We start from the raw sequence: 26,656 nt of genomic DNA on the forward strand, positions 1-26,656 counted from the left end.
TTTCATCTATCATTTATCGAAAGCACATCTTGTTGAGAAGATGTTAATCGACACCTTCAGCATCAATATCTAAATCAGATTTCAATATTGGTTATTTGTTTCAAAAAAGCACTATTCCACCCTCTCTGGTTAGTATCTTTAACAGCTTGTTATTGCCCAGCGAGGAATGATAGAACCATACCTATTGCCGGACTGGCGGGATCACGGTTCGGAATGGCACACGGAAAATGAAACAATCCACTGATTAAGGGACGAATCGATGAATAAGTTGAGCAAAATGGCAGTCAGGACAGCGGTTTCTATGGCCCTGTTCGGATCGGTATCACTGGTCCACGCGGCGGACACCATCAAGATTGGCATCGCCGGTCCGGTCACTGGCCCGGTCGCCCAGTACGGCGACATGCAGTTCACCGGCGGCAAGATGGCGGTCGAGCAGATCAACAAGGCCGGTGGCATCAAGGGCAAGCAGATCGAAGCCGTCATCTATGACGACGCCTGCGATCCCAAGCAGGCCGTGGCGGTCGCCAACAAGGTGATCAACGACGGCGTCAAGTTCGTGGTCGGCCACCTTTGCTCCGACAACACCCTGCCCGCTTCCGACATCTATGAAGATGAAGGCGTGCTGATGGTCACCCCGGCCTCCACCAACCCCAAGATCACCGAGCGCGGCTATCAGCTGGTGCTGCGTACCATCGGCCTGGACAGCGACCAGGGTCCGACCGCCGCCAAGTACATCATCGAGCAGGTCAAGCCCAAGCGTGTGGCTGTCATCCACGACAAGAAACAATACGGCGAAGGCATCGCCTCCAGCGTGAAAGCGGCGCTGGACAAGGCCGGCGTCAAGGTGGTGGCGTTTGAAGGCATCACCGCCGGCGACAAGGACTTCTCCGCCCTGATCGCCAAGCTGCAGAAAGAGAACGTCGACTTCGTCTACTACGGCGGCTATCACCCCGAGCTGGGTCTGATCCTGCGTCAGGCTGGCGAGAAGGGCCTCAAGGCCAAGTTCATGGGTCCGGAAGGGGTCGGCAACAAGGACATCTCCGCCATCGGCGGTCCGGCCTCCGAAGGCCTGCTGGTGACCCTGCCGAACAAATATGACCTGGTGCCGGCCAACGCCCCGCTGGTGGCCGCGTTCAAGGCCAAGGGTCAGGACTCCTCCGGTCCGTTCGTGTGGACCACCTATGCCGCGGTGCAAACCCTGGCTGCCGGTATCGCCAAGGCGGGTGAGGATGACCCGGCTGCCGTAGCCGCCGCCATCAAGGCCGCACCGATCGATACCGTCATGGGCACCCTGAGCTGGGCTCCGAGTGGCGACCTGAAAGGCTTTGAATTCGGTGTATTCCAGTGGCACGCCGACGGTACCTCCACTCAAGTCAAATAATCTGCCGGTCGGGGTGACATGAGTCACCCCTCCTTTCTTTGCGGGCAAGTACAGGGAACGCAGTATGTCCGAACACTTCCTTTACCTGGTTCAGCAGTTGCTGAACGGGTTAACCATAGGCAGCACCTATGCGTTGATCGCCATCGGCTACACCATGGTCTATGGCATCATCGGCATGATCAACTTCGCCCACGGCGAGGTCTACATGATCGGCTCCTATGTCGCTTTCATGGTAATGGCGGGGCTCATGATGATGGGCATCGACAGCACCTTCCTGCTGCTGGGGGGCGCCTTCCTGATCAGCATCGTCATCACCGGCACCTATGGCTGGACCATAGAGCGGGTCGCCTACCGCCCACTGCGGGGCGGCAACCGGCTGATCCCCCTCATCTCCGCCATCGGCATGTCGATCTTCCTGCAGAACATGATGCGGATGGCCCAGGGCTCGCGCGACATAGCCATGCCCACCCTGATCTCCGGCGGCTGGACCTTGGGTGAAGCCGACGGCTTCCAGGCCAGCCTCTCCTGGATGCAGCTCATTATCTTCGTGGTGACCTTCATCACCATGCTGGCGCTGACCCAGTTCATCGGTCGCTCCCGCATGGGCCGCGCCTGCCGCGCCTGTTCGGAAGACATCAAGATGGCCAACCTGCTGGGGATAGACACCCACGTGGTCATCTCCATCACCTTCGTGCTGGGGGCTACCCTGGCCGCCGTCGCCGGCGTGCTGCTCGGCATGTATTACGGCGTCATCAACCCCTATCTCGGCTTCATGGCCGGGCTGAAAGCCTTCACCGCGGCTGTCCTCGGCGGTATCGGCAGCATCCCCGGCGCCGTGCTGGGCGGCCTGCTGCTCGGTGTGGTCGAGGCGCTCACCGCCGGCTACCTCAGCACCGAGTACAAGGATGTGATGGCCTTTGCCCTGCTGATCGGCGTGCTGCTGTTTATGCCCACCGGCATTCTGGGTCGCCCGGAGGTGGAGAAGGTATGATGCAACATCAATTCATTCATGCACCTATCACCTGTCTGATGCTGCTGTTCATGTCCATATACAGCATCCTGGGTCATCCGGAGGTCGAAAAGGTATGAAAAAACAATTCATTCATGCCTGCATCGCCAGCCTGGTGCTGCTGGTGCTCTCCTTCTGGCTGCTCGGCTTCAAGCTCGAGACCGACGGCACCCGCCTGCTGGTGACCAGCCGGCTCGACGTGTCGCTGGCCTGGCTGCTGGGCGGCGCCACCCTGGTGTTCTGGTTCCAGCTGCTGCGCGGCCAGATAAGCCGGCTGTTCCAGGCCTCCATCAGCGGCTTCTCGGTCGGCTTCACCAAGCTGGTGCTGCCGAGTCAGGAGGAGGCGCCACGCCTCTACAACATCACCGCCGTGCTGGTGCTGCTGTTCGCAGTGAGCTGGCCCTTCATGGCCTCGCGCGGTGCCATCGATCTGGCCACCCTGGCCCTCATCTACATCATGCTGGGTCTCGGCCTGAACGTGGTGGTCGGCCTCGCCGGCCTGCTGGATCTCGGCTATGTCGGCTTCTACGCGGTCGGCGCCTACAGCTATGCCCTGCTCAACACCTACTTCGGGCTCAGCTTCTGGGAGTGCCTGCCCATCGCCGGGCTGACGGCGGCCACCTTCGGCTTTTTGCTCGGCTTCCCGGTGCTGCGGCTGCGGGGGGATTATCTGGCCATCGTCACTCTGGGCTTTGGCGAGATCATCCGCATCCTGCTCAACAACATGACCAGCCTGACCGGCGGCCCGAACGGCATCTCCGGCATTCCCAAGCCGACCCTGGGCGGTCTGGAGTTCAACCGCACCGTCAAGGATGGCGGCTTCGAGACCTTCCACGAGTTCTTCGGCATCGCCTACAACGCCAACCACAAGGTGATCTTCCTCTACCTGATGGCGCTGGTGCTGGTGATCGCCACCCTGTTCGTCATCAACCGCCTGCTGCGCATGCCGCTCGGCCGTGCCTGGGAGGCATTGCGGGAAGACGAGATCGCCTGCAAGTCGCTGGGGCTCAACCCCACCATCATCAAGCTGACCGCCTTCACCATTGGTGCCTGCTTCGCGGGCTTCGCCGGCAGCTTCTTCGCCTCGCGCCAAGGTTTCATCAGTCCGGAGTCCTTCGTCTTCATCGAGTCGGCCATCGTGCTCGCCATCGTGGTGCTGGGCGGCATGGGCTCCCAGATCGGGGTGGTGCTGGCCGCCATCGTGATGACGGTGCTGCCTGAGCTGGCGCGCGAGTTCAACGAGTACCGCATGCTGATGTTCGGCCTCTTGATGGTGTTCATGATGATCTGGCGGCCACAGGGATTGCTGCCGATGACCCGTCCGCATCTGGAGTTGAAAAAATGAGTGCCAATCAGAAGTTAATGGAAGTCTCTGATCTGTCGATGCGCCACATGGGTGGACTGTTGGCGCTGGCTCACGCCACTCTGACCCGGGAGCTGAGAAAATGAGTACTCATCAGAAGTTAATGGAAGTTTCTGATCTGTCGATGCGCTTCGGGGGCCTGCTGGCGGTCAACGGCGTCAAGCTGGACGTGGACAAGGGGGAGGTGATCTCCATTATCGGCCCCAACGGAGCGGGCAAGACCACCGTCTTCAACTGCCTGACCGGTTTCTACCGCCCGAGCGGCGGCATCATCCGCTACAAGGGCGAGGAGATTCAGGGCCTGCCCGGCCACCTCATCGCTCGCAAGGGCATAGTGCGCACCTTTCAGCACGTGCGACTGTTCAAGGACATGACGGCGGTGGAAAACCTGCTGGTAGCCCAGCACAGGCACCTCAACACCGGCTTTCTGGCCGGGCTGTTCAAGACCCCGGCCTTTCGCCGCGCCGAGCGGGAGGGGCTGGAGCAGTCCGCCTTCTGGCTGGAGAAGGTGGGGCTCAAGGATCTCGCCAACCGCGCCGCCGGCAACCTGGCCTACGGCCAGCAGCGCCGGCTCGAGATTGCCCGCTGCATGGCGACCCGGCCCGAGCTGCTGATGCTGGACGAGCCGGCCGCCGGCCTCAACCCCCACGAGACCGACGAGCTGAACGAGCTCATCTCCAACCTGCGGGACGAGTTCGGGGTCTCGGTGCTGCTGATCGAGCACGACATGAAACTGGTGATGGAGATCTCCAACCGCATCTTCGTGGTCAACCAGGGCACCCCGCTGGCCCACGGCAAGCCGGACGAGATCCGTAGCAATCCGGCAGTGATCAAGGCCTATCTGGGCGAGTCGTAAGGACAAAAAGATGTTAGAACTTCGCAACGTATCGACCCACTACGGCAAAATTCAGGCGCTGCACGACGTCAGCGTCCAGGTCAAAGAGGGGGAAATCGTCACCCTGATCGGCGCCAATGGCGCCGGCAAGACCACATTGCTGATGACCCTGTGCGGCGAACCCAAGCCCAGCAGTGGCTCCATCTGGTTCGAGGGAGAGCAGATAGACTCGCTCTCCACCGCCCGCATCATGCGCAAGGACATCGCCGTGGTGCCGGAGGGGCGCCGCATCTTCGCTCGCCTGACGGTGGAGGAGAACCTGCTGATGGGGGCCTTCTTCGTCGACAAGGCCGAGCAGCGCGGCCTGCTGGATCAGATTTTCACCCTGTTCCCCCGCCTGCACGAGCGACTGGAGCAGCGCGCCGGCACCATGTCCGGCGGCGAGCAGCAGATGCTGGCCATCGGCCGCGCCCTGATGAGCAAGCCACGCCTGCTGCTGCTGGATGAACCCTCGCTGGGGCTGGCCCCCATCGTCATCCAGCAGATCTTCGACACCATAGAGCAGTTGCGCCGCGACGGCATGACCATCTTCCTGGTGGAGCAGAACGCCAACCAGGCGCTCAAGCTGGCCGATCGCGGCTATGTGCTGGAGAACGGCCACGTGGTACTGCAGGACACGGGGGCGGCCCTGTTGGCCAACCCGGCCGTCCGCCAGGCCTATCTCGGCGGCTGACCCATGAGCAGGGCCGACACCGCGCCGGATCACCACAGTTTCTGGCACGATCCGGCCCTGCCTTTCATCGAGGCGCGGGCGGTGCAGGATGGCCGCCGCGTCTGCTACGACAAGCACAGCCACCCCCACTTCTCCATCGGCGCCATCACCGGCGGCCACAGCCACTACCTCAACCAGCGCAGCCGGCAGGAGGTCGGCCACGGCCACCTGGTGCTGATGAACCCGGAAGAGGTGCACGCCTGCAACCCCGTTGCGGATGAGCCCTGGTCCTATCTGATGTTCTACCTCGATACCGGCTGGCTGCAGCGCCAGCAGGAAGAGGCGGGGCTGGGCGATGCGTTTCGTCCCTTCGACATGACCGCAAGCCGGGATCCCCTGCTCTACCAGGGGCTGTGCCGGCTCCATCGGCAGCTATGGCAGGAGCCGGAGCCGCTCGCGCGCGAGGTGGCCTGCCACCAGTTCAGTCGCCAGCTGCTGGCCAGGCTCACCCCGGCCAGCTGGGACGATCGGCCGCCACAGCACCTGCAGCGGGCCGCCGAACTGATGCAGGACGACTGCAGCAACCCCCTCACCCTCGCACAATTGAGTGCGGTGGCCGGGCTCACCCCCTCCCACTTCGTGCGCAGCTTCAGCCGCCATTACGGCATGACGCCCCACGCCTACCTGCTCGATCAGCGCATCCGCCATGCCCGCACCCTGCTCAGGCGGGGAGAGCCGCTGGCGGAAGTGGCGCTGGCCAGCGGTTTTGCCGATCAGGCCCACTTCCAGCGCCAGTTCAAGCGGCGGGTGGCTGCCACCCCGGGTCACTACCGCAATCAGCTGACCCGGCTGGGCTAGCGCACCAGATAGGCGGCGCAAAGCAGCAGCAACAGCGCCATCGCCCGGTTGAACCAGCGCAGCCGCTGCGGCGCGAGCAGCAACCCCTGCAGGCGACTGCCGGCATAGGCCCAGCAAGCGATGGAGCCGAGACAGATGACCAGGTAGAGGCCGCTGAACAGGGCCACCTGCCCCACCCCGCCCGCACTGCCATAGGCGCCCATCCCCATGCTGGCGGCGAGCCAGGCCTTGGGATTGAGCCACTGCATCAGTGCCCCGTACCAGAAGGAGGGGGCGACCCCATCGACCCCTTCCACCCGGCCGCTGTCCACCAGCAACTGCCAGGCCATCCAGCCGAGAAAGATCACCCCGGCCCAGCGCAGTACCTCCGCCGCCAGCGGCCATTGCAGCAGGGTGGCACCCAGCCCCAGTCCCATCAACAGCAGCAACAGAATGAACCCCAGGGTGGCCCCGACCACGTGGCGCAGGCTGGCCGCAAAGCCGTGCCTGGCGCCGCTGCCGAGAGCGACCAGATTGACCGGCCCCGGGGTGATGGACATGGCCAGGGCAAACCCGGCCATGGATAACAGCAGACTCGTCTCCATGAATAACGCTCGTAGCAGCAAAAGGAGCCCCCAGCCTAGCCGGCACCCCGCCCCCGGTATTGAAGGAAATTGCGATCGGTTACGGCAATAACCGGACACATTGCGGGCTTAGCGCCGGCCCCCGCTTGCGGTAAACTGACCCTCAATCACCTATTCGCAGGACATGTTAATGGACCAGTTTGCCCATATCAGTGCCCATGATGCCCACCAGAAGCTTGCCGCCGGTGCAGCCCGCCTCGTGGATATTCGCGACCCCCAGTCGTTCGAGACGGCCCACGCGGTCGGCGCCTTCCACCTCACCAACGGCACCCTGGTGCGTTTCATGAACGAGGTGGACTTCGATACCCCGGTGATCGTGATGTGCTATCACGGCAACAGCAGCCAGGGCGCCGCCCAGTACCTGCTGCAACAGGGGTACGATGAGGTCTACAGCCTGGATGGCGGCTTCGAGGCATGGCGCAGGGAGTTCCCGATCCAGGCGGGCGACGCATGATCCAGCTGCTGGTGCTCGACAATGCCCGCATGGCCCAGGCGCTGGTGGACTATCTCTCCACCCTCGGCATCTCGTGCGAGCTGACCCAGTCCGAGCTTGGCGTCTCGGTCTGGCTGGCGGACGAACAGCGCCTCGCCCAGGCCCAGCTGGAGGTGAAACGCTTCCTGGCCGAGCCGACCCACCCCCGCTACATGGAAGCCTCCTGGCAATCCGGCCGGGCCGATGCCCGCATCGACTACAGCAAGGGGATGACCGACCCGGTCACCGACTTCCTGCATCAGGCGGGGCCGCTGACCCTGGTGGTGATCATCGCCTGTCTGGCCATCTACGGGCTCGATGCCATCGGCCTGCCGATCTTCGATGAGCTGGCGTTCCACCCGACCCTGGCGCAGTTTACCGACTGGCAGGCGTGGCGCTACTTCACCCCGGCTTTCATCCACTTCTCGGTGCTGCACCTGGTGTTCAACCTGCTGTGGTGGTGGTATCTGGGGGGCCAGATCGAACAACGGCTCGGCAGCGGCAAGCTGCTGATCCTGCTGCTGGTAGGCGCCGCCCTGCCCAACCTGGCCGAGTTCTTCGCCAGCGGCCCGCTGTTTGGCGGCCTCTCCGGGGTGGTCTATGCCCTGCTCGGCTACTGCTGGCTGCGCAGCAAGTTGCAGCCGGCCTGCGGCCTCACCCTGCCACCGGCGTTGATGGGCTTCATGCTGTTCTGGCTGGCGCTCGGCTTCTTCGATCTGCTCGGCACCCGCACCGCCAACATGGCCCACCTGGCCGGTCTGCTGGTCGGGCTGCTGCAAGGCTGGCTGGACAGACACCATCAGCCCGCCTGAGTGTTTTTACGCCAATAAAAACGCCGCCCCGAAGGGCGGCGTTTTTATTGGCCGACTGACTTACTGCTTGAGCAGGGTGGGATCGGTCACCTTGACCGCAGCGCCACCGCTCGCGAAGAAGCTGCCGAACTGGCCCTGCATCTCGGTGGTCACATCGCCGTTCGGGTCGAAGTTCTCGTCCGGCGCCAGCAGCGAGCTGTGGCCACCGGCCAGGAAGCGGGCCGCGTTGTGGCTGGCCGGAACTAACCCTGGACCAGAGGCGGCCAGCGGCTGCAGACCCAGCACCTTGAACAGCGGCTCGGTACCACCCAGCGGGGCGGAGGCAATGCTGTTCGGGATCACCTGGTCAGACAGGCTCAGGGCGCCATCGCCGACGATCTCGGTGGCGAACAGCGGGAAGCTGCTCAGGATGCCGCTACCGAGGTTGATCGGGTCAGCCGAATCCAGCACCGACTGGGCCGCGAAGCTGTAGCTCTGCAACGTGCTGGCCGCCGCCGCCTGCTGGGTGGTGCTCAGGCTCGGCAGGAACTCGTTGACGAAGCAGGTCGGCACCGCGGTCTTGCAGTTGGGCGCATAGGCGGTGAAGCCCGCTTTCAGCTCGGCACTGCCGCTGGTCAGCACGCCCATCTTGATGGTCGGACCGAAGGTCGGCGAGTTCAGCAGCAGCGGTGCGATGCCGCCACCCGGCATGGCCAGGCCGCCGGTATCGAACTTGAACAGGGCATCCGCCAGCGCATTGCCGATGGGCTGATTGGCGACCGCCAGCAGGTTGGTACCGGAGATGGCGCCCAGGGAGTGGCCCAGGAAGTGCACTTTGAGATTACCTGCAGTACCAATAGAACCAGTCTTGTTGGCCAAGCCAACAGCCAGACGCAGGCCCAGCAGATCCGCCACACTCTGTTTCAGGTTGTCGCGGGCCACGGTCAGGTAGCTCAGGTTCAGATACGGGGTCGGGTTGTCGGAGGTGGTCACGGTCGCCATGCTGCCGCTCAGGGCGAAGCCACGCTCACCGTGCAGCGGGTGATCGATCACCACCAGCGCCACCTTCTTGCCTGCCTGCATGCCAGCATAGATCTGGCTGAGCGCCAGCGCATAGGCGTTCTCTTTCACCGAAGTCACGCCGTGCTGGTAGATGATCACGTCGGTGATGGTGTTGAGGTCATCCTTGGCGAAGATGCGCATCGGCACCAGCTGCACCTCTTCCAGCATGGGCAGCGGATTGAAGCGACCGATGTTCTGCTCGGCATCCAGCGGCTTGCCGCCGGAGGTGAGGGTCACCCCGATCAGCTTGCTCGCCTCGGCCAGCAACTCGGCCTGACGGGTCGGATCGGCAATCAGCGTCGCCAGCAGGGCCGGGTCCACGCCCGCGCCCACCAGCCCGGCGATCACTTCGCTGTCGGACGCTTTCAGGGCATTGGCGATGGCGTACAGGCTGGGGATGGCGCCGTGCCAGGACTGGGTCTTGGCCTTGTCCCAGGAACCGGCGGTGGCCGGCGAGGAGAGGAAGTAAGGCAGCTTGACGGTACCGGTATAGACCTTGGTCGCTTGAGCAATCGGGTTGAGCGGAGCACCGGGGCCGAAGGCGGTGGCGATCGCATCTTTCTGCTCTTGCGGCAGGAACTGCTCGGCATCCAGCTGGGTCAGGAAGGCATTGCTGCCGGTCACGCTCAGGGTATAGGTGCCCGGCAAGCTGGTGTTGCCCTTGGCATCCTGCTTCCACAGGGCGGCCGCATCCAGGGTCGGGCTCTTCAGCACGGACGCAGCTGCCCCTTTCACCGCCACCAGCACGTCGGCACCGGACTGGGTACCGAACCAGTCGGAGAAGATGACGTGATCGGTGGAGACGCCGGTGGCAGCCTTGAACAGCCCTTCCTGCAGGGCGATCAGACCATTGATGGTCTGCTCCTGGGCATTGCTGCCGACGTTGTTCTTGTAGTTGCCGTAATCGTTGCCGGCCTTGACCGCGTTGCCGCTGCTGTCCTTGAGGGAGTCGGTGGCCACGACCATGTAGTAGGAGGAGGGATTCAGCGGCTTGAGCGGCACCAGGTTCAGCTTGCCGGCCGCAGCGGCCACCACGAAGTCCACCCCGTAGGTCAGCACCTTCTTCACGCCGTTCGGGCGCAGGGCGGCGCTGTCAAAGCTCAGCTCCAGCAGGTAGAGCGGCGCCACCGAGGCGGCAAACTCCGCCGCGGCCGGGGCCTGCACCTGGATGCCGGATGAGGTCACGGGCACGATCTGGATAGCCTGGGTCGTGGACCAGCCATCCAGGGTCGACATGGCCGAGACCGGGTTGGAGAGATCTGCCGTTTCGGTGGAGAATTTCAGGGTGCCATCGCTGGCCCGGGCTGCCAGAGCACTGGGGCGCACGGCGTTGGAACCGGTCAACAGATAGTCGAGATAGCTGGAGGTGTCGCCTTTGTTATCGTCACTGCCACCACAGCCAGCCAGCATAGCACTGACAACCGCGGCGTAAATTAGCTTCTTTTTCATATCCTTATCTCTTTTTAGTTGTTATCCATGAAATGCTGACTGAGTTGGGTGAGAACCCGACCGGTACATCTTAACAGCAACGCAACAATTATTAAGCCTCTGGTCGGTCATCTGATCTGCTTTTTTTGTGTACAGCATCAAGGAATTGGAATAGAAACGGGACTCGATAGGTTAACAGCTTCATCCCGAATACCAGACCCGACCAGCGACTGCCCCTATGGCAGCTGGCAAAAAGCGACCCTCGATCTCGGCAAAGCGGATCAATTGCCGGTAGAATGGCGCATTGCTTAAGGAGAACCACATGATCGACCCGAAGAAACTGGAAGAGATCGCCAAACAGGTGCACAACTCCCTGCCGCCCGGCATTCGCAGCATGGGTGAAGAGGTGGAGAAGAAGATCCGTCAGGTGCTGCAGTCCCAGCTGGGCAAGCTGGACCTGGTCAGTCGCGAAGAGTTTGACGTGCAGACCAAGGTGCTGCTGCGCACCCGTGAGAAGCTGACCGCGCTCGAGGCCAAGCTGGCCCAGCTCGAGCAGCAGCTCGGCGCCAAAGGCGAATAACGCAGGTCGCCCATAAAGCAAACCCCAGCCAGGCTGGGGTTTGTTGTTTCTGGCCTGTCGCAGGGCAAGCTGCAGCAGGCTGACTCAGCGAGGCCTCCTCAGTCACGCTATGTGACCGGCCTCATGCCGAACTCAGATGAATTCGTAGGCGTCGCCGAAGATGCGCTCAGGCTCGGCGCCCAGAATCTTGAACTCCTCCCGCGCCGCGCCCGCCATCTCGAAGCGACCGGCGACATAGATGTCGTAGTCATGCAGGCTGACGAAGTCATCCATGATGGCCTTGTGCACCAGCCCGGTCTTGCCGGTCCAGTCCGCTTCCGGCTCCTGCACCACCGGGATGAAGGTGAGCGGGGCGTAGTCGCGCTCCCACTGCTGCATCTGCTCCTGCTCGTAGAGCCAGTGCGCCTGGCGCACGCCCCAGTAGAAGAACACCGGGCGCTTGCTGCCGGTATCGATCAGGTATTCCAGAATGGAGCGGGCATAGGAGAAACCGGTGCCACCCGCCATCAGGATCAGCGGCCGGGGTGACTCTTCCCGCAGGAAGGCCTTGCCCGCCGCCAGTTCAATCTCGATCTCCCCCTGCTCGCGCATGCGGGCCAGCACCTGGCCGGCATAGGCGTTTTCCGGGGTGGCGCCGATCTGCAGCTCCAGCATGCCCGGGCGGGTCGGCGAATTGGCGATGGAGAAGGGACGCTTGTCCGAATCGCTCATCACCACCAGCAGATACTGGCCCGGCTTGAAGCTGACCTCTTGCAGCGGCGTCAGGGCCACGTGCCAGATGGTGTCGACATATTCGCGCAGTTCCTCTACGCGGCACTTGATACGTTGCATTCTTATCCTTGTGACGGGCTCGCTCGGCCCGCTTTCGCTCTTGATTCACTGTGGACTGGCGACCAGCAAAGTGGTCAGGTCAGTCGAGCATACCCAATTCAGCTCAAATGGCATCAATCTTTTGCATCCCGGCCAGGCGGCACGGCCCGTCGGGCCTGCCGCCGCTCATCAGCCGAGAATGTTCAGCTCGTCCCAGAGGGCATCGATCTTCTGCTTGACCGCCTCGTCCTGCACGATGGGCTGGCCCCACTCGCGATTGGTCTCCCCCGGCCACTTGTTGGTGGCATCCAGCCCCATTTTGGAGCCGAGCCCGGAGACCGGCGAAGCGAAGTCCAGGTAGTCGATCGGGGTGTGCTCGATCAGGGTGGTGTCGCGGGCCGGATCCATCCGGGTGGTGATGGCCCAGATCACGTCCTTCCAGTCGCGGGCGTTGATGTCGTCATCGCAGACGATCACGAACTTGGTGTACATGAACTGGCGCAGGAAGGACCAGACCCCCAGCATCACCCGCTTGGCGTGGCCAGGGTAGCGCTTCTTGATGGTCACCACCGCCATCCGGTAAGAGCACCCTTCCGGCGGCAGGTAGAAGTCCACGATCTCGGGGAACTGCTTCTGCAACAGCGGCACGAACACCTCGTTGAGCGCCACCCCGAGCACCGCCGGTTCATCGGGCGGACGGCCGGTGTAGGTGCTGTGATAGATGGCATCCTTGCGCATCGTCATGTGGGTGATGGTAAAGACCGGGAACTCGTCCACCTCGTTGTAGTAGCCGGTGTGATCGCCATAAGGCCCTTCGGGGGCCATCTCGCCCGGCTCCAGATAGCCTTCCAGCACGATCTCGGCGCTGGCGGGCACCTCCAGATCGCAGCTGATGGCCTTCACCACCTCGGTACGGCTGCCGCGCAGCAGACCGGCAAAAGCGTATTCGGAGAGAGTATCCGGCACCGGCGTCACCGCGCCGAGGATGGTCGCCGGATCGGCACCGAGCGCCACCACCACCGGGAAGCGCTCACCCGGGTGGGCCTCCTGCCACTCGCGAAAATCGATGGCACCGCCGCGGTGATCCAGCCAGCGCATGATCAGCTTGTTCTTGCCGATCTTCTGCTGGCGATAGATGCCGAGGTTCTGCCGCTTCTTGTAGGGGCCGCGGGTGATGGTCAGACCCCAGGTCACCAGCGGCGCCACGTCGCCGGGCCAGCAGTGCTGGATCGGGATCTGGTCCAGATCGACTGCCTCTCCCTCCAGCACCCGCTGCTGACAAGGGGCAGAGGAGAGCCGTTTGGTCGGCATGTTGAGCACCTGCTTGAAGATCGGCAGCTTCTCCATCAGCTCCTTGAAGCCGCGGGGCGGCTCCGGCTCCTTCAGGTAGGAGAGCCAGATCCCCACCTGGCGCAGGGCGGCCACGTTGGGCTGGCCCATGCCCATGGCGACCCGATCCGGGGTGCCGAACAGGTTGGTCAGCACCGGCATGGCGCAACCCTTGGGATTTTCAAACAGCAGGGCAGGACCGCCCGCCCGCAGGGTGCGATCGCTGATCTCGGTCATCTCCAGATAGGGGTCTATCTCGCGACTGATGCGCTTGAGTTGTCCGCTTTGTTCCAGCTGCGCGATGAAATCACGCAAATCCTTGTATTTCATGCAGGTACCCTGTGTTCAGGCGATGCCGCATTATAACCCTGGGCGGGCGGCGGGTGTACCCGAATCGGGCAGCATCACCGGACTTGCATGGCGCTTTTCCTGCCGGGTCAGCCGATCGGCAAGCTGGGCCAGCAGCCTGGGTTCGTCCATCTGCAGCAGCAGGCTGGCCACCTGACCGCTGTATTGGCGATTGCCCAGCTCCGCCAGCAGGAACTGCTGGGCCGTGTCTGGCAGCGGCGAAAGTTGACTGAGTTGCTGCAGAGCGGGCAGCTTGAGACGGGCATTGCGACTGGCGGCAATCAGCAGATCGCTGGCCGCCTGGCCCTGATGAAAACGGCTCACGCTGGCGAGCGCGGCCACGCTGTCGTGATCGACCGGTTGATGCCACAGCTTCTGATAGAGGGCGCTGTCGCCGGTACGCTCGGCCAGCAGCCGCAGCAGCCGGTTGTCGGGCAGAAAGATGCTCATGGCGGCCAGCGTGTGCGCCTCCCGTTGCAGGAGCGGGAGCGGCTGCCGATCGAGTACGGTCAGCAGCGCCTGCTGCTGCTGGGCCAGATCAGGATTGCGGCTGTTGTAGATCTGCTTGAACTCGAACGTGCCCTCTTCCAGCTGCTGGCGATAGTTGTCCTGCCAGGCCTGCTGCTGCCAGCGGCTCAGCACCTGCCGCGCGGTGGCGGCAAAATCGTAGGCGGGTTGCTGCACCAGAAAGCCGTCCACCTCTTTTTCCACCAACCAGCTGGGGGCCTTGAACGACTGGGCGCGCACCCAGGCCAGCAGTTGCGGCGTGCTGGCCCTGGGTTGGCTATTGAGGGTGGCCAGCAGCTGGCACAACAGATACTCCCGCTGCCCCACCGCCAGGGAGTCCAGCAGGGTGTCGATGGCGGCAAACTGCCCCAGCTGCAGCCGGCCGGTCAGATAGTCGAGGTGACCCTGCAGCCCCTCGTCGGCCACCAGTGTCGTCCGGGGCGGCTGCGCCTCGGCAGCCCCGACCGGCAGCACCAGCAGCCAGCTCAGCAATATCAGGAGTACATGCTTCATGACGTCCCTATCCTTGTGACATCGAGGTTTCATACTACTCAGGCGACCGTAAAATAGATAAACAAAAACCGCGACCTGGGCCGCGGTTTGATGATTTTCGAGTCGGTTACTTCTGCTGGCGCCGCATGGCGTCGAAGAACTCGTCGTTGGTCTTGGTCATGGCCAACTTGTCGATCAGGAACTCGATGCCGTCGATCTCGCCCATCGGGTGCACAATCTTGCGCAGGATCCACATCTTCTGCAGCTCGTCGCCGGTGGTCAGCAGCTCTTCCTTGCGGGTGCCGGAGCGAGTGATGTCGATGGCCGGGTAGACGCGCTTCTCGGCAATCTTGCGCGAGAGGTGCAGTTCCATGTTGCCGGTACCCTTGAACTCTTCGTAGATGACTTCATCCATCTTGGAGCCGGTATCGATCAGCGCGGTGGCGATGATGGTCAGGCTGCCACCCTCTTCGACATTGCGCGCGGCACCGAAGAAGCGCTTCGGACGGTGCAGGGCGTTGGCGTCCACACCACCGGTCAGTACCTTGCCGGATGACGGGATGACGGTGTTGTAGGCACGGGCCAGACGGGTGATGGAGTCCAGCAGGATCACCACGTCCTTCTTGTGCTCGACCAGGCGTTTGGCCTTCTCGATCACCATCTCGGCGACCTGGACGTGACGGGAAGCCGGCTCGTCGAAGGTGGAGGCGATCACTTCACCCTTCACCATGCGCTGCATCTCGGTCACTTCTTCCGGACGCTCGTCGATCAGCAGGACGATCAGTTCGCAGTCAGGGTGGTTGTAGGCGATGCTCTGGGCGATGTTCTGCAGCAGCATGGTCTTACCGGCCTTGGGCGGTGCGACGATGAGGCCGCGCTGGCCTTTACCGATCGGGGAAGCCAGATCCAGTACGCGGGCGGTAATGTCTTCGGTGGAACCGTTGCCACGCTCCATGCGCAGACGCTCGTTGGCGTGCAGCGGAGTGAGGTTTTCAAACAGGATCTTGTTGCGGGAGTTTTCCGGACGGTCGTAGTTGACCTCATTGACCTTGAGCAGCGCGAAGTAACGTTCGCCCTCTTTCGGCGGCCGGATCTTGCCGGATATGGTATCGCCGGTGCGCAGGTTGAAACGGCGGATCTGGCTCGGGGAGACATAGATGTCGTCCGGGCCGGCCAGGTAGGAGCCGTCTGCACTACGCAGGAAGCCGAAACCATCGGTCAGGATTTCCAGCACACCGTCGCCAAAGATATCCTCGCCACCCTTGGCGTGCGCCTTGAGGATCGCGAAAATAATGTCTTTCTTGTGCGCCCGAGCCAGATTTTCCAACCCCATGGATTCGCCAAGCTGTACCAGCTCGGACACAGGAGTGTTCTTTAATTCAGTCAGATTCATAGTGGTGAAAGTCTGTAAGCAAGGATTGAAATGAGGAGACAGTCTGCTGGATTGATGCTGATCGGATTTGATTTGCCAGGCTGATGTGTGAGCAAAGAGTCAGGCAAAAAGGTTAGCAAACGAGCGATAAATTAGCACCAATCGGGGTGAGCGTCTAGGTGATAAAACAGAAGGAGCGCATTATTGCAATGCGCTCCTCTTTGATTATTACAGGTTACCGTCCAGGAACTCTTTCAGCTGAGTCTTGGACAGGGCACCGACCTTGGTCGCTGCCACTTCGCCATTCTTGAACAGCAAGAGGGTCGGAATACCACGAATGCCATACTTGGGCGGAGTGTCGGCGTTATGGTCGATGTTCAATTTCGCCACGGTCACGCGACCGGCATACTCTTGGGCGACTTCGTTCAGGATCGGGGCAATCATCTTGCACGGACCACACCATTCGGCCCAGAAGTCGACCAGAACGGCGCCATCGGCTTTGATTACATCTGCCTCGAAGCTGGCATCGCTCAGCTGAACAATCTTGTCACTCATCTCCAACTCCAGTCAGTAATTAAGGCTTTATTGACGTATCAACAAAGGCAATAGTTGCCCTATTTGAAATGATCCTGTTTATTATTGCAAGCCTAACCTGATAACCTACCGCCATGAGCAAAACACATTTAACGACCGACAAATTCGCCCAAATGGGCCTCGAACCCGAAGTTCTGGCTGGTCTGGAATCAAAGGGATTTCACTATTGCACCCCCATCCAGGCACTGTCTCTGCCACTGCTGGTAGAAGGTCATGACCTCGCCGGTCAGGCCCAGACAGGGACCGGCAAAACCCTTGCCTTCCTGGCCGCCACCTTCAACTATTTGTTGACCCATCCGCTGACCAAGCCGCGCCTCATCAACCAGCCGCGCGCCATCATCATGGCCCCGACCCGGGAGCTGGCGGTCCAGATCTACAACGATGCGGAGAGCATGTCCGCCTCGACCGGCCTCAAGCTCGGCCTCGCCTACGGTGGCGAAGGGTACGACAAGCAGCTGGCCGTGCTGGAACAGGGTGTCGACATACTGATCGGCACCACCGGCCGCATCATCGACTACTTCAAGTCCAAGGTCATCGATCTGAGCAACATTCAGGTCGTGGTACTGGACGAAGCGGATCGCATGTTCGATCTCGGCTTCATCAAGGACATCCGTTTCCTGTTCCGCCGCATGCCGCCCGCCACCGAGCGTCTGAGCATGCTGTTCTCCGCCACCCTCTCCCTGCGGGTGCAGGAGCTGGCCTACGAACACATGAACCACCCGGAACATGTACAGATCGAGCCGGAGCAGATGACCGGCGTGCGGATCAAGGAGGAGCTGTTCTATCCCTCCAACGAAGACAAGATGTTGCTGCTGCTCTCCCTGATGGAAGAGGAGTGGCCGGAGAAAGCCATCGTCTTCGCCAACACCAAGCACGTCTGTGAAGACGTTCATGCCTGGCTGGAGAACGACGGCCACCGCGTCGGCCTGCTGACCGGTGACGTGCCGCAGAAGAAGCGGATGAAGATCCTGGAAGACTTCACCAAGGGTGCAGTCGACATCCTGGTTGCCACCGACGTGGCCGCCCGCGGTCTGCACATCCCGGACGTGACCCACGTCTTCAACTATGACCTGCCCGACGACGCCGAAGACTACGTACACCGCATCGGTCGTACCGGTCGTGCCGGCAAGAGCGGTCACTCCATCAGCCTGGCCTGTGAAGACTATGCCTTCAACCTGCCGGCCATCGAGGAGTACATTCACCACCCGATCCCGGTCAGCAAGTATGACCGCGAGGCGCTGCTGGATGACGTGACCGCACCGAAGCGGGTGTTCCGCAACCGTCAGCCGGTGAACCGCAACATGCGCGATCGCCAGGGCGGTGGCAACAGCAACAACCGCCGTCGTCCGCCCCGCAAGAGCTGAAAGGACTGGCCCAGTTGCACAACTCGCCGCTCTATGCCGCCATCGACCTCGGCTCCAACAGCTTTCACATGCTGGTGGTGCGCGAGGTCGCCGGTGCGCTACGCACCGTCACCAAGGTCAAGCGCAAGGTTCGCCTCGCCGCCGGGCTCGATCCGGAGTTTCGTCTCAGCCGTGCCGCCATGGAGCGGGGCTGGGACTGTCTGCGTCTGTTCTCCGAACAGTTGCAGGACATTCCGGCCGACAACATCCGGGTAGTGGGTACCGCCACCCTGCGCCTTGCCACCAACGTCGACGAGTTCCTCAGCGAAGCGGAACGGGTACTCAACCACAGCATCGAGATCATCTCGGGCGAGGAAGAGGCCAAGACCATCTATGAGGGGGTCTCCTGGACCTCGGCCGGGGAAGGCAACCGGCTGGTGATCGACATCGGCGGCGCCAGCACCGAGCTGGTGATCGGCGAGCACAGCGAAGCGAAACTGCTCAACAGCCTGCACATGGGCTGCGTTACCTGGCTCAACAACCACTTCGGTGACGGCGAGCTCTCCGAGGCCCGCTTCAAGCAGGCCATCGCCGCCGCCAAGGCGGTGCTGGAGAAGGTGGCGGAAGATTATCGTGCACTCGGCTGGCGCACCTGTGTCGGCGCCTCTGGCACGGTGCAGGCGCTGCAGGAAATCATGCTGGCGCAGGGGAAAAGCGAGCGGGTCACCCTGCCCAAGCTGCAGGAGCTGATGGGTCAGGCCATTGCCTGCGGCAAGCTCGACCAACTGCAGTTGGAAGGACTGGCGGCCGAACGGCTGACCGTGTTCCCCTCCGGTCTCGCCATCCTGATCGCCATCTTCGAAACCCTGAACATCGAGAGCATGACCCTGGCGGGTGGCGCCCTGCGCGAAGGGCTGATCTACGGTCTGCTCGGCAACAATCACGACTGTGATGCCCGCGATCGCACCGCCGACAGCCTGATCAATCGCTACCAGCTGGACAAGGAGCACGCCGAACGGGTGCGCGACACCGCCGTCGAGGCGTTCAACCAGCTGCAGCCGGCCTGGCGACTCTCGAAACGCTACGGGCGCCCGATCCTGCGCTACGCGGCCCTGCTGCACGAGATCGGTCTGTGCATCGAGTACAAGAAGGCACCGCAACACGCCGCCTACATCATCGACAACATCGACATGCCTGGCTTTACCCCGGCCCAGAAGAAGCTGTTGTCGGCCCTGCTGTTCAACCAGCGGGACGAATTCAAGCTGGAACCGCTGGAGAAGCAGGGCGCCGTCACCGGTCGCCAGGCGATCCGGCTGGCCCGCATCCTGCGCATCGCGCTGATCCTCTGCATGCGCCGCACCCAGGGCACAGTGCCCCGCTTCACCCTCGAAGCCGATGAAGATGCACTGACCCTGACCCTGCCGAGCGGCTGGCTGGACGAGCACTATCTGCGCGCCAGCGAGTTGCGCTTCGAGGTGGAACGCCAGCAGAAGATGGGCTGGCCCACCCGGCTGCTGGAAGCCTGATTGGGCCTCGCCCAATCAGTGCCTGCCCTGCCGCTCCGACAATCTCTTTCGCAGCCATGACTGGCGCCGTTCAAAGCTGACCCTTGATTTCATTGGGCTGGCACCCCGAGCTCGTCCTTTTCCCGCTGGCTGTCACCTGCGCCATTAGCGCCGCTCGGCTAGAGTAGGGTTGTCTTCACAACCGGAATGGACGCCATGAAACCCTTGACCCTGATCGGCCTGACCGCCCTGCTCACCGCCTGTGGCGGCGGAGGCGGCGACAACAACAACAGCCCGCAACAGGCCCAGCTCTCGCTGGCCTTCTCCGACGCCCCGGTGGATGCAGTCAGCAAGGTCTGCATCGCCGTCGCCAACATCAGCATCCACCCCGTCGCCGGTACCGAGCAGAGCTGGACCACCGCCAGTTTTCTCACCTCGGCCCAGGACGATGGCTGCACCCCGAGCGGCGAAACCATCCCGCTCGACAGTGCGGGCCGGCCACTGTTCACCTACATCGACCTGCTGCACTACCAGGGTTCCGTCAGCCGCCCGCTGCTGGCCAGCCAGAGCGTGGTGCCCGGCGACTACAGCCAGATGCGGCTGCGGGTGCTGGACGGACGGGAGGTCGCCAACCAGTTTCTGGATGGCACCCCCTACTCCTACGTCAAACGGGATGATGGGGTGATCAAGCCGCTGGAGGTGCCCAGCAGCGAACTCAAGCTGGATACCTTTACTATCGCCGCCAACGGCCTCAGCGCCTTCACCACCGAGTTCGACCTGCGCCAAGCCATGGTGCTGCCGGGCCACGAGCAGTACTACAAGCTCAAGCCCAGAGGGGTGCGGCTGGTGAACAACACCCAGGTCACCACCGTCAAAGGCACGGTGGCGGCCGGGCTGTGCGGCGGCCAGCTGACCGACAAGGCCTTCGTCTACTTCTACCAGCCCCGAAGCGACGACAACTACCCCGACATGGCAGACAGCGACAACGGCTTCTACGCCAGCGCGCCCGTGCTGCCGCAAAGCGGTGGCGGCTTTGGTTACGAACTGGGATTTGTTAATCTCGGCAGCTACGATCTGGCGCTGGTCTGCAATGGCAACGAGGACGATCCGGCGCTGGCCGACGACCCGCTGCAACTGGAGCAAGTGCAGCAAGCCCAGGCGGTGGTGGCGCCCGCCACCAGCATCAACTTCCAGTAACCGGCGACCAGAGGGCAAGCCGCACATGAGCACCTACCACCCCATCAGTTGCGATCTCTACGACTGGCTGGAGATCGCCGCCAGCTGGCAGTTGCCGGTCACCCTCACCGGCCGGGACGGCCGCCAGTGGGCAGACAGGATCCGCACCATAGAGGCCAGAGCAGGGGTCGAGTACCTGCTGTTGCACAGTGGCGAGCGACTGAGCCTGGCGGAGCTGGCCACCATGGCGCTCAGCTGGCAAGGGGAGGAGAAGCTGATCCGCTTTGCCCCGCCGGCCCCAGCCGACGGCCAATAGATGACAAGAGGGCCAACCCCGCCGGGTTGGCCCTCTTCTTTTACCCTCGCGTGCGGCGTTATCCCGCCAGCGCCGCCATCACGTAGACATCGAAGCGGTTGCTCTTGGTCTCGATGGCCATGCTCGGCTTGTGCTCGTTGAGCCAGCCGGCGTAGTCCGGCCGTTTCACCACCACCCGCTTGTCCGCCATGGCGAGCGCCGCCGGCAGCAGGGCATCGGCATCGAGATCCGGCCCCACCAGCGACTGAAACACCCGCATCTCTTTTTTCACCAGCGCCGACTTCTGCTTGTGGGGGAACATGGGGTCGAGGTAGATGACATCGGGCCGCTCAGTCAGCCCCAGCAAGGTCTCCACCGCCGGGCCGTGCAGCAACTCCATCCGCTCGCGCACCCAGGGACCGATCTCCGGGTCCAGCGCCGCCCGCGCCAGCCCGTCCTGCAACAGGGCGGCCACCACGGGGCTGCGCTCGATCATGGTCACCTTACAGCCGAGGGAGGCGAGCACGAAGGCATCGCGCCCCAGCCCGGCGGTGGCATCCACCACCCGCGGCATGGCACCCGCCTTGAGCCCCACCGCCTTGGCGATGGACTGGCCACGGCCGCCGCCGAACTTGCGGCGATGGGCGACCGCCCCTTCGACGAAGTCCACGTAGACCGCGCCCAGCTTGGGCTCGTCCAGCTTGCGCAGCTCCAGCCGCGCCGCAGTGAACACCAGGGCAAACTGGGGAAGGTCGGTCTGGCCGAGCTGGCTGGCCAGGGCTGCTGCCTGGGGCGCCTTGGCGGGGTCTTCGAGGAGGATCTGCATGGTATCGACTGTGTGGCGGTATCAGTGGGCGGAGTGTACCACAGCCCCCGAAGGTCGCTGTAGGGGCACCGGCCGAAGGAGGGCGGCGGAAAGACTAGCTGGTCTGCAGGAACATGCTCTTGTCGTTGAGCTGCAGGTACTCGGTGAGGTCGTCGTAGGCCAGTGGCCGGCTCAGCAGATAGCCCTGGGTGAAGGCGCCCCCCTTCTGGCAGAGGAAGTTGAGCTGCTCGCGGGTCTCCACCCCCTCGATCACCACCTGCATGCCGAGGTTGTGCACTATGTTGATGATGCCGTCCAGCAGCAGCCGGTCCTGTTCATTGAACGGGATGTGGCGCACGAAGGCCCGGTCGATCTTGACCAGGTCCACCGGGAAGTTGCGCAGATAGTTCAGCGCCGAATAGCCGGTGCCGAAGTCGTCGATGGCCAGCTTGCAGCCCGCCTCGCGCAGCGCATCAATCCGCACCCTGTGCTGATCGCTGGTCTCCATCAGCAGGGACTCGGTGATCTCGATGACGATGTCCGCCGGGTCCAGTCCGAAGTGGTGGATCACCTTGAGCCACTCGCTCGCCTCCGGATCGATGGTCTGGAACTCCAGGGTGGAGCGGTTGATCGACATCTGCAGATCCGGGAAGCCCGATTGCTGCAGCCGCGCCAGATCCCGGCACGACTGCCACAGCACCAGCGCCCCCAGCCCCTGGATGAGCCCGGCCTCCTCCGCCAACGGAATGAAGTCCGCCGGCGACACCTGGCCCCAGTGCGGGTGGTACCAGCGCACCAGCGCCTCCAGCTTGGCGACCCGGCCACTGCGGTTGTCCCAGATCGGCTGGTAGGCCATGGTCAACTGCTCGAGCTTGATCGCCTCCGCCAGATCCTGCTGCATCTGGTGGCGCTGGCGCACCTCTTCGCGCATGGAGGCGCAGTAGCTGCCGAGCAGCCGTCCCTGCCGCTTGGCGGCAAACAGCGCCTGTTCGGCGTTGCGCAGCAGCTCGTCGCTCTCCAGGCCATCGCCCGGGCAGAGAGTGATGCCGATGGTGGCTGTCACGTAGAGGTGCTGGTTGGCCAGCATGAAAGGACGAGCGAAGCCGCCGATCACCTGCTTGGCAAACACCTCGGCCTGACGACGGTTGACGATGCCCGGCACCAGGAAAGCGAACTCGTCGCCGCCGATGCGAGCCACCAGGTCCTCGGTGCGCACCCGACTCACCAGTCGGTCCGACACCTCCCGCAGCAGGGCGTCACCGGCGTGGTGATCCATGCTGTTGTTGACCGCCTTGAAGTTGTTGAGGTCGAGCACCATCAGCGCGAAGCGCTCGCCCCGCTCGCAGAAGCGGCTCAGGCAGCGGCCGAACAGCCAGCGGTTGGGCAGCCCGGTGAGGTTGTCGTAATTGGCCTGGGCGGCGATCTTCTGCTCCGCCAGCTTGGTCTGGGAGAGGTCGCTGAAGATGGCGATGTACTGGCTGATGCGCCCCCCTTCCCGCAGGGTGCTGATCATCAGCTGCTGGGGGTAGAGCTTGCCGTTCTTGCGCTTGTTCCACACCTCGCCACGCCACACCCCCACCCGCTCCAGCGCGTGGTACATGTCGGCGTAGAAGGCCTGATCGTGCAGCCCGGACTTGAGCATGCTGGGCCGCTGGCCGCGCACCTCCTCCTCGCTGTAGCCGGTGATCTGCTCGAACGCCGGATTGACCGAGATGATGCGGCTGTCGGCGTCGCACACCAGGATCGCCTCGGAGAGGTTGTCATAGACCCGGTGGGAGAGCTTGAGCTGTTCGGCGTGGCGCTTGAGGGGATCGATGTTCTCCAGCACCACCATCAGGTAGTCGGGCTGCAGCTGATCGTCCCGCACCAGGGTGACGGTGACCCGCCCCCACAGCACCTGACCGTCCCGGTGCAGGTAGCGCTTCTCCTGAGTGAAGGCGGTGCGCTCACCGTGCTTGAGCTCTTCATAACAGGCGGCGCTGCGTAACCAGTCCTCCGGGTGATTGAGCTCGGCGGCGGTGCGGTGCAGCAGCTCGCTCTGGCTGTAGCCCAGCATCTTTTCGATGGCCGGGTTGGTCCAGAGGATCTTGCCGTTCAGATCGAGCTTGCCGATCCCCACCGGCGCGTGGGACATCATGGTGTGCAGAAAATCGTGGTACTCGGGCTGGGGCGGTGCCGGCTGTTGCAGCATCAGCGCCAGTTCGCGCCCGGCCAGCGGAGCCAGCAGGCGCAACAGGCCCATCACCTTGTCCATGTTGGTGAGCGGCCGCTTGAACAGCACGCTGCAGATACCGACTGTCTCCCCCTGGGCACTCTTGAGGGCGATGCCGGCATAGGCCTGGATGTGCCAGGCCTGCAACACGGCGGCATGGGGAAACAGCTGCTGTACCCGATCGCTGAACCAGGTCTCTCCCTCCTGCAGGGTGATCTCCCCCAGGGTGGCGCTGACCGGAAAGCTGAAGTTGGTGATGTCGAGAGACGCGGGGTGGGCGGCGTGTACCTTGAAAGAGAGCCCCGCTTGATCCCTGCCTGAAATCAGGACGAAGTCGGCCCCGACCGCTGCTGCGATTTCACTCACAAAGGTATCGAAATATCCCTGACCACTCGAATGAGACAGACTTGAGATGATTTGATAGACAGACTCGAGTGCTCGCCTCATGGCAAGGTTCTTTCTCTCCTTGGAAGGTAGGACCCGACTCTACTGAAGAGCCGGGGACAGTGCAAACATGCTATCCGCAAGATATTAAAAAGCCTTGAGAAAAGGGACCAAAAGGTCCCTTTTTATCTCAAAAATCACGCTGTGATCCCACTATGTGGCAAAACTGTACCTGCTTGAAGCTCACGCCAGCCGGGGCCCGCCAACTCACGCGGCAATCCCACTGTGACGGAGCAGCGCATCCACCTGAGGCTCGCGGCCACGGAAGGCTCGGAACAGCTCCATCGGCTCCTTGGAGCCACCCTTTTCCAGGATGTTCTTCAGGAAGGACTGACCGGTGGCCGGGTTGAAGATCCCCTCCTCCTCGAAGCGGGAGAAGGCATCCGCAGAGAGCACCTCGGCCCACTTGTAGCTGTAGTAGCCCGCCGCATAACCGCCGGCGAAGATGTGGGAGAAGCTGTGCTGGAAGCGGTTGAAAGCAGGCGGCGTCATCACCGCCACCTGGCTGCGCACCTCATCCAGCAGCGCCGGGATCTGATCCGCGCTGGCCGGGTCAAACTCCTGGTGCAGGCGGAAGTCGAACAGGGCGAACTCCAGCTGGCGCAGCATCTGCATCGCCGCCTGGAAGTTGCGGGCGGTCAGCATCTTCTCCAGCAGATCGGCAGGCAGTGGCTCACCGGTCTCGTGATGGCCGGAGATGAAGGCCAGCGCCTCGGACTCCCAGCACCAGTTCTCGAGGAACTGGCTCGGCAGCTCCACCGCGTCCCAGGCCACGCCGTTGATGCCGGCCACGCCGGCCACGTCGATGCGGGTCAGCATGTGGTGAATACCGTGGCCGAACTCGTGGAACAGGGTGACCACTTCGTTGTGGGTGAACAGGGCGGGTTTGCCGTCCACCGGACCGTTGAAGTTGCAGGTCAGGTAGGCCACCGGCTTTTGCAGCGAACCATCCTGACGGTAGCGACGACCCAGGCAGACATCCATCCAGGCGCCGCCCTGCTTGTGCTCGCGGGCATAGAGGTCGAGGTAGAAGCTGCCGCGCAGCTCGTCCTCGGCGTCGAAGATGTCGTAGAAGCGCACGTCCGGGTGCCAGGTGTCGATGCCGAGGCGCTCACGCACCTTCATGCCGAACACCCGCTTGACCACCTCGAACAGCCCCTTCACCACCTTGCTGGCGGGGAAGTAGGGGCGCAGCTGCTCGTCGGAGATGGAGAACTTGTGCTGCTTGAGCTTCTCGGCGTAGTAGGCGAGATCCCAGGCGGCCAGCTCGCGCTGACCGTGTTGCTCGGCGGCGAAGGCGCGGATCTCTTCGAGCTCGGCCTTGCCCTGCGGCAGGGACTTGGCCGCCAGATCGGTGAGGAAGTTCACCACCTGCTCGGGCTTGTCCGCCATCTTGGTGGCTAGTGACAGCTCGGCGTAGTTGGCAAAGCCGAGCAGCTGGGCCAGCTCGCGGCGCAGGGCAAGCAGCTCGGTCATGATGGCGGAGTTGTCCCACTTGCCGGCGTTGGGACCCTGATCCGAGGCGCGGGTGGTGAAGGCCTCATACAGCTCGGCGCGCAGCGCGCGGTTGTCGGCATACATCATCACCGGCAGGTAGGAGGGGATGTCCAGGGTGAACAGCCAGCCCTCCTTGCCCTTCAGCTCGGCCAGCTGGCGGGCGGCGGCCTGCGCGCTCTGCGGCAGACCAGCCAGCTCGGCCTCGTCGGTCACCAGCTTGCTCCAGCCCTGGGTCGCGTCCAGCACGTTGTTGCTGAAACGGGAAGCCAGCTCGGAGAGGCGGGCCTGGATCTCGCCGTAGCGCTGCTGCGCCTCGGCGGGCAGACCGATCCCGGACAGGCGAAAATCGCGCAGGGTGTTCTGGATCTCCTTGCGCTGGGCGCCGCTCAGCAGCGGGAAGTCGTCGCTCTCGGCCAGTTCGCGATAGGCCTGATAGAGCCCCTCGTGCTGGCCGACATAGGTCTGGAATTCAGACAGCAGCGGCAGGCAGGCGTCGTGGGCCGCGCGCAGTGCTTCGCTGTTGAGTACGGAGTTGAGGTGACTAACCGGCGACCAGATCCGCGCCAGGCGGTCGTTGACCTCTTCCAGCGGGGCGATCAGGCTGTCCCAGGTGTGGGGGTCGCGCTGGGCCAGCACATCGCTGATCTTCTGTTTGCAATCGGCGATGGCCTGCGTCACGGCAGGCTGCACCTGATCGGGCTGGATCTGGCTGAAAGGGGGCAGCGAGTCCATTGTCAGCAAAGGGTTGTTCATCCTGCGATACCTCTAAATTCTCTACAGCCCCTGCCGTCCAGAAGCTTGCTTGGACTACCT

The 26,656-nt window shown here is 62.9% G+C and carries 23 protein-coding genes; 13 read left to right on the top strand and 10 right to left on the bottom strand.

What is annotated here, in order from left to right:
• Positions 1-259 precede the first annotated feature (259 nt).
• The 6 genes from PG899_RS19130 to PG899_RS19155 all read left to right on the top strand — a co-directional run bounded on the left by PG899_RS19130 (position 260) and on the right by PG899_RS19155 (position 6,158).
• The gene (locus tag PG899_RS19130) at positions 260-1,381 is read left to right on the top strand and encodes a branched-chain amino acid ABC transporter substrate-binding protein (RefSeq protein ID WP_016348967.1); all 1,122 of its coding nucleotides are present in this window, start codon (positions 260-262) and stop codon (positions 1,379-1,381) included.
• A 64-nt stretch (positions 1,382-1,445) separates the two neighbouring features.
• Positions 1,446-2,372 carry a high-affinity branched-chain amino acid ABC transporter permease LivH gene (gene livH / locus PG899_RS19135; RefSeq protein WP_077096685.1) on the top strand — a complete coding sequence of 309 codons (927 nt, stop codon included), beginning with the start codon at positions 1,446-1,448 and terminating at the stop codon, positions 2,370-2,372.
• 94 nt (positions 2,373-2,466) lie between these two features.
• Positions 2,467-3,735 (top strand): high-affinity branched-chain amino acid ABC transporter permease LivM, encoded by a 1,269-nt coding sequence (locus tag PG899_RS19140; protein WP_077096687.1) that lies wholly within the window; start codon positions 2,467-2,469, stop codon positions 3,733-3,735.
• A gap of 100 nt (positions 3,736-3,835) precedes the next feature.
• On the top strand, positions 3,836-4,609 hold the full coding sequence (gene livG / locus PG899_RS19145) for a high-affinity branched-chain amino acid ABC transporter ATP-binding protein LivG (RefSeq protein WP_024945484.1): 774 nt from the start codon (positions 3,836-3,838) through the stop codon (positions 4,607-4,609).
• A gap of 10 nt (positions 4,610-4,619) precedes the next feature.
• Entirely contained in the window at positions 4,620-5,321 is a 702-nt protein-coding gene (locus PG899_RS19150) for an ABC transporter ATP-binding protein (RefSeq protein WP_011704138.1), read from the top strand.
• Positions 5,322-5,324: 3 nt separating this feature from the next.
• Positions 5,325-6,158, top strand: a complete 834-nt coding sequence (locus PG899_RS19155; protein ID WP_077096689.1) for an AraC family transcriptional regulator — start codon at positions 5,325-5,327, stop codon at positions 6,156-6,158.
• Here the strand turns inward: PG899_RS19155 and PG899_RS19160 are convergent.
• Positions 6,155-6,841 (bottom strand): LysE family translocator, encoded by a 687-nt coding sequence (locus PG899_RS19160; RefSeq protein WP_077096691.1) that lies wholly within the window; start codon positions 6,839-6,841, stop codon positions 6,155-6,157. The two genes, PG899_RS19155 and PG899_RS19160, sit on opposite strands and share 4 nt — an antisense overlap.
• 70 nt (positions 6,842-6,911) lie before the next feature.
• Here PG899_RS19160 and glpE point away from each other — a divergent pair, with 70 nt between their 5' ends.
• Together glpE and glpG are read left to right on the top strand one after the other, a co-directional pair.
• Complete coding sequence (gene glpE, locus PG899_RS19165) at positions 6,912-7,235, top strand: thiosulfate sulfurtransferase GlpE (RefSeq protein WP_011704135.1); 324 nt, start codon at positions 6,912-6,914, stop codon at positions 7,233-7,235.
• Positions 7,232-8,065 (top strand): rhomboid family intramembrane serine protease GlpG, encoded by an 834-nt coding sequence (gene glpG, locus PG899_RS19170; protein ID WP_011704134.1) that lies wholly within the window; start codon positions 7,232-7,234, stop codon positions 8,063-8,065. Before glpE ends, glpG begins: the two co-directional genes overlap by 4 nt.
• Before the next feature lie 60 nt (positions 8,066-8,125).
• On the opposite strand, the gene PG899_RS19175 is transcribed toward glpG, so the two are convergent.
• Entirely contained in the window at positions 8,126-10,555 is a 2,430-nt protein-coding gene (locus PG899_RS19175) for a VolA/Pla-1 family phospholipase (protein ID WP_077096693.1), read from the bottom strand.
• A 301-nt stretch (positions 10,556-10,856) separates the two neighbouring features.
• Between PG899_RS19175 and ubiK the strand changes: the two genes are divergently transcribed.
• Positions 10,857-11,114, top strand: coding sequence for a ubiquinone biosynthesis accessory factor UbiK (gene ubiK, locus PG899_RS19180; protein ID WP_005307315.1), 258 nt, complete (start codon positions 10,857-10,859; stop codon positions 11,112-11,114).
• Positions 11,115-11,246: 132 nt separating this feature from the next.
• On the opposite strand, the gene fre is transcribed toward ubiK, so the two are convergent.
• From fre to trxA, 5 genes are all read right to left on the bottom strand, one after another.
• Entirely contained in the window at positions 11,247-11,945 is a 699-nt protein-coding gene (fre, locus tag PG899_RS19185) for an NAD(P)H-flavin reductase (RefSeq protein ID WP_016348960.1), read from the bottom strand.
• Positions 11,946-12,113: 168 nt separating this feature from the next.
• The gene (gene ubiD, locus PG899_RS19190; protein ID WP_077096695.1) at positions 12,114-13,583 is read right to left on the bottom strand and encodes a 4-hydroxy-3-polyprenylbenzoate decarboxylase; all 1,470 of its coding nucleotides are present in this window, start codon (positions 13,581-13,583) and stop codon (positions 12,114-12,116) included.
• A gap of 30 nt (positions 13,584-13,613) precedes the next feature.
• The gene (locus PG899_RS19195) at positions 13,614-14,621 is read right to left on the bottom strand and encodes a hypothetical protein (protein WP_143239001.1); all 1,008 of its coding nucleotides are present in this window, start codon (positions 14,619-14,621) and stop codon (positions 13,614-13,616) included.
• Positions 14,622-14,727: 106 nt separating this feature from the next.
• Positions 14,728-15,993 carry a transcription termination factor Rho gene (gene rho, locus PG899_RS19200; RefSeq protein WP_005307308.1) on the bottom strand — a complete coding sequence of 422 codons (1,266 nt, stop codon included), beginning with the start codon at positions 15,991-15,993 and terminating at the stop codon, positions 14,728-14,730.
• Between the two features lie 207 nt (positions 15,994-16,200).
• Positions 16,201-16,527: a thioredoxin TrxA gene (gene trxA / locus PG899_RS19205; RefSeq protein WP_005307306.1), complete on the bottom strand. Its 327-nt coding sequence runs from the start codon at positions 16,525-16,527 to the stop codon at positions 16,201-16,203.
• 113 nt (positions 16,528-16,640) lie between these two features.
• On the opposite strand from trxA, the gene rhlB reads away from it, so the two are divergent.
• From rhlB to PG899_RS19225, 4 genes are all read left to right on the top strand, one after another.
• Positions 16,641-17,930 (top strand): ATP-dependent RNA helicase RhlB, encoded by a 1,290-nt coding sequence (gene rhlB / locus PG899_RS19210; RefSeq protein ID WP_029302597.1) that lies wholly within the window; start codon positions 16,641-16,643, stop codon positions 17,928-17,930.
• Positions 17,931-17,944: 14 nt separating this feature from the next.
• Positions 17,945-19,435 (top strand): guanosine-5'-triphosphate,3'-diphosphate diphosphatase, encoded by a 1,491-nt coding sequence (gene gppA / locus PG899_RS19215; RefSeq protein ID WP_016348957.1) that lies wholly within the window; start codon positions 17,945-17,947, stop codon positions 19,433-19,435.
• Positions 19,436-19,630: 195 nt separating this feature from the next.
• Positions 19,631-20,611: a DUF4382 domain-containing protein gene (locus PG899_RS19220; protein ID WP_179101453.1), complete on the top strand. Its 981-nt coding sequence runs from the start codon at positions 19,631-19,633 to the stop codon at positions 20,609-20,611.
• Positions 20,612-20,636: 25 nt separating this feature from the next.
• Entirely contained in the window at positions 20,637-20,906 is a 270-nt protein-coding gene (locus tag PG899_RS19225; RefSeq protein ID WP_077096700.1) for a Rho-binding antiterminator, read from the top strand.
• Between the two features lie 58 nt (positions 20,907-20,964).
• Here the strand turns inward: PG899_RS19225 and PG899_RS19230 are convergent, their stop codons facing one another.
• The 3 genes from PG899_RS19230 to prlC all read right to left on the bottom strand — a co-directional run bounded on the left by PG899_RS19230 (position 20,965) and on the right by prlC (position 26,596).
• Positions 20,965-21,711, bottom strand: a complete 747-nt coding sequence (locus PG899_RS19230) for a class I SAM-dependent methyltransferase (RefSeq protein ID WP_077096701.1) — start codon at positions 21,709-21,711, stop codon at positions 20,965-20,967.
• A gap of 94 nt (positions 21,712-21,805) precedes the next feature.
• A complete protein-coding gene (locus tag PG899_RS19235; RefSeq protein ID WP_270697558.1) occupies positions 21,806-24,349 on the bottom strand; it encodes a sensor domain-containing phosphodiesterase in 2,544 nt (847 codons plus the stop codon).
• Between the two features lie 204 nt (positions 24,350-24,553).
• Positions 24,554-26,596, bottom strand: coding sequence for an oligopeptidase A (gene prlC, locus PG899_RS19240; RefSeq protein WP_077096705.1), 2,043 nt, complete (start codon positions 26,594-26,596; stop codon positions 24,554-24,556).
• Positions 26,597-26,656 lie beyond the last annotated feature (60 nt).

Origin of the sequence: Aeromonas sp. QDB39 (assembly GCF_027707585.1) — a bacterium.
In the GTDB taxonomy this organism is placed as follows: domain Bacteria; phylum Pseudomonadota; class Gammaproteobacteria; order Enterobacterales; family Aeromonadaceae; genus Aeromonas; species Aeromonas hydrophila.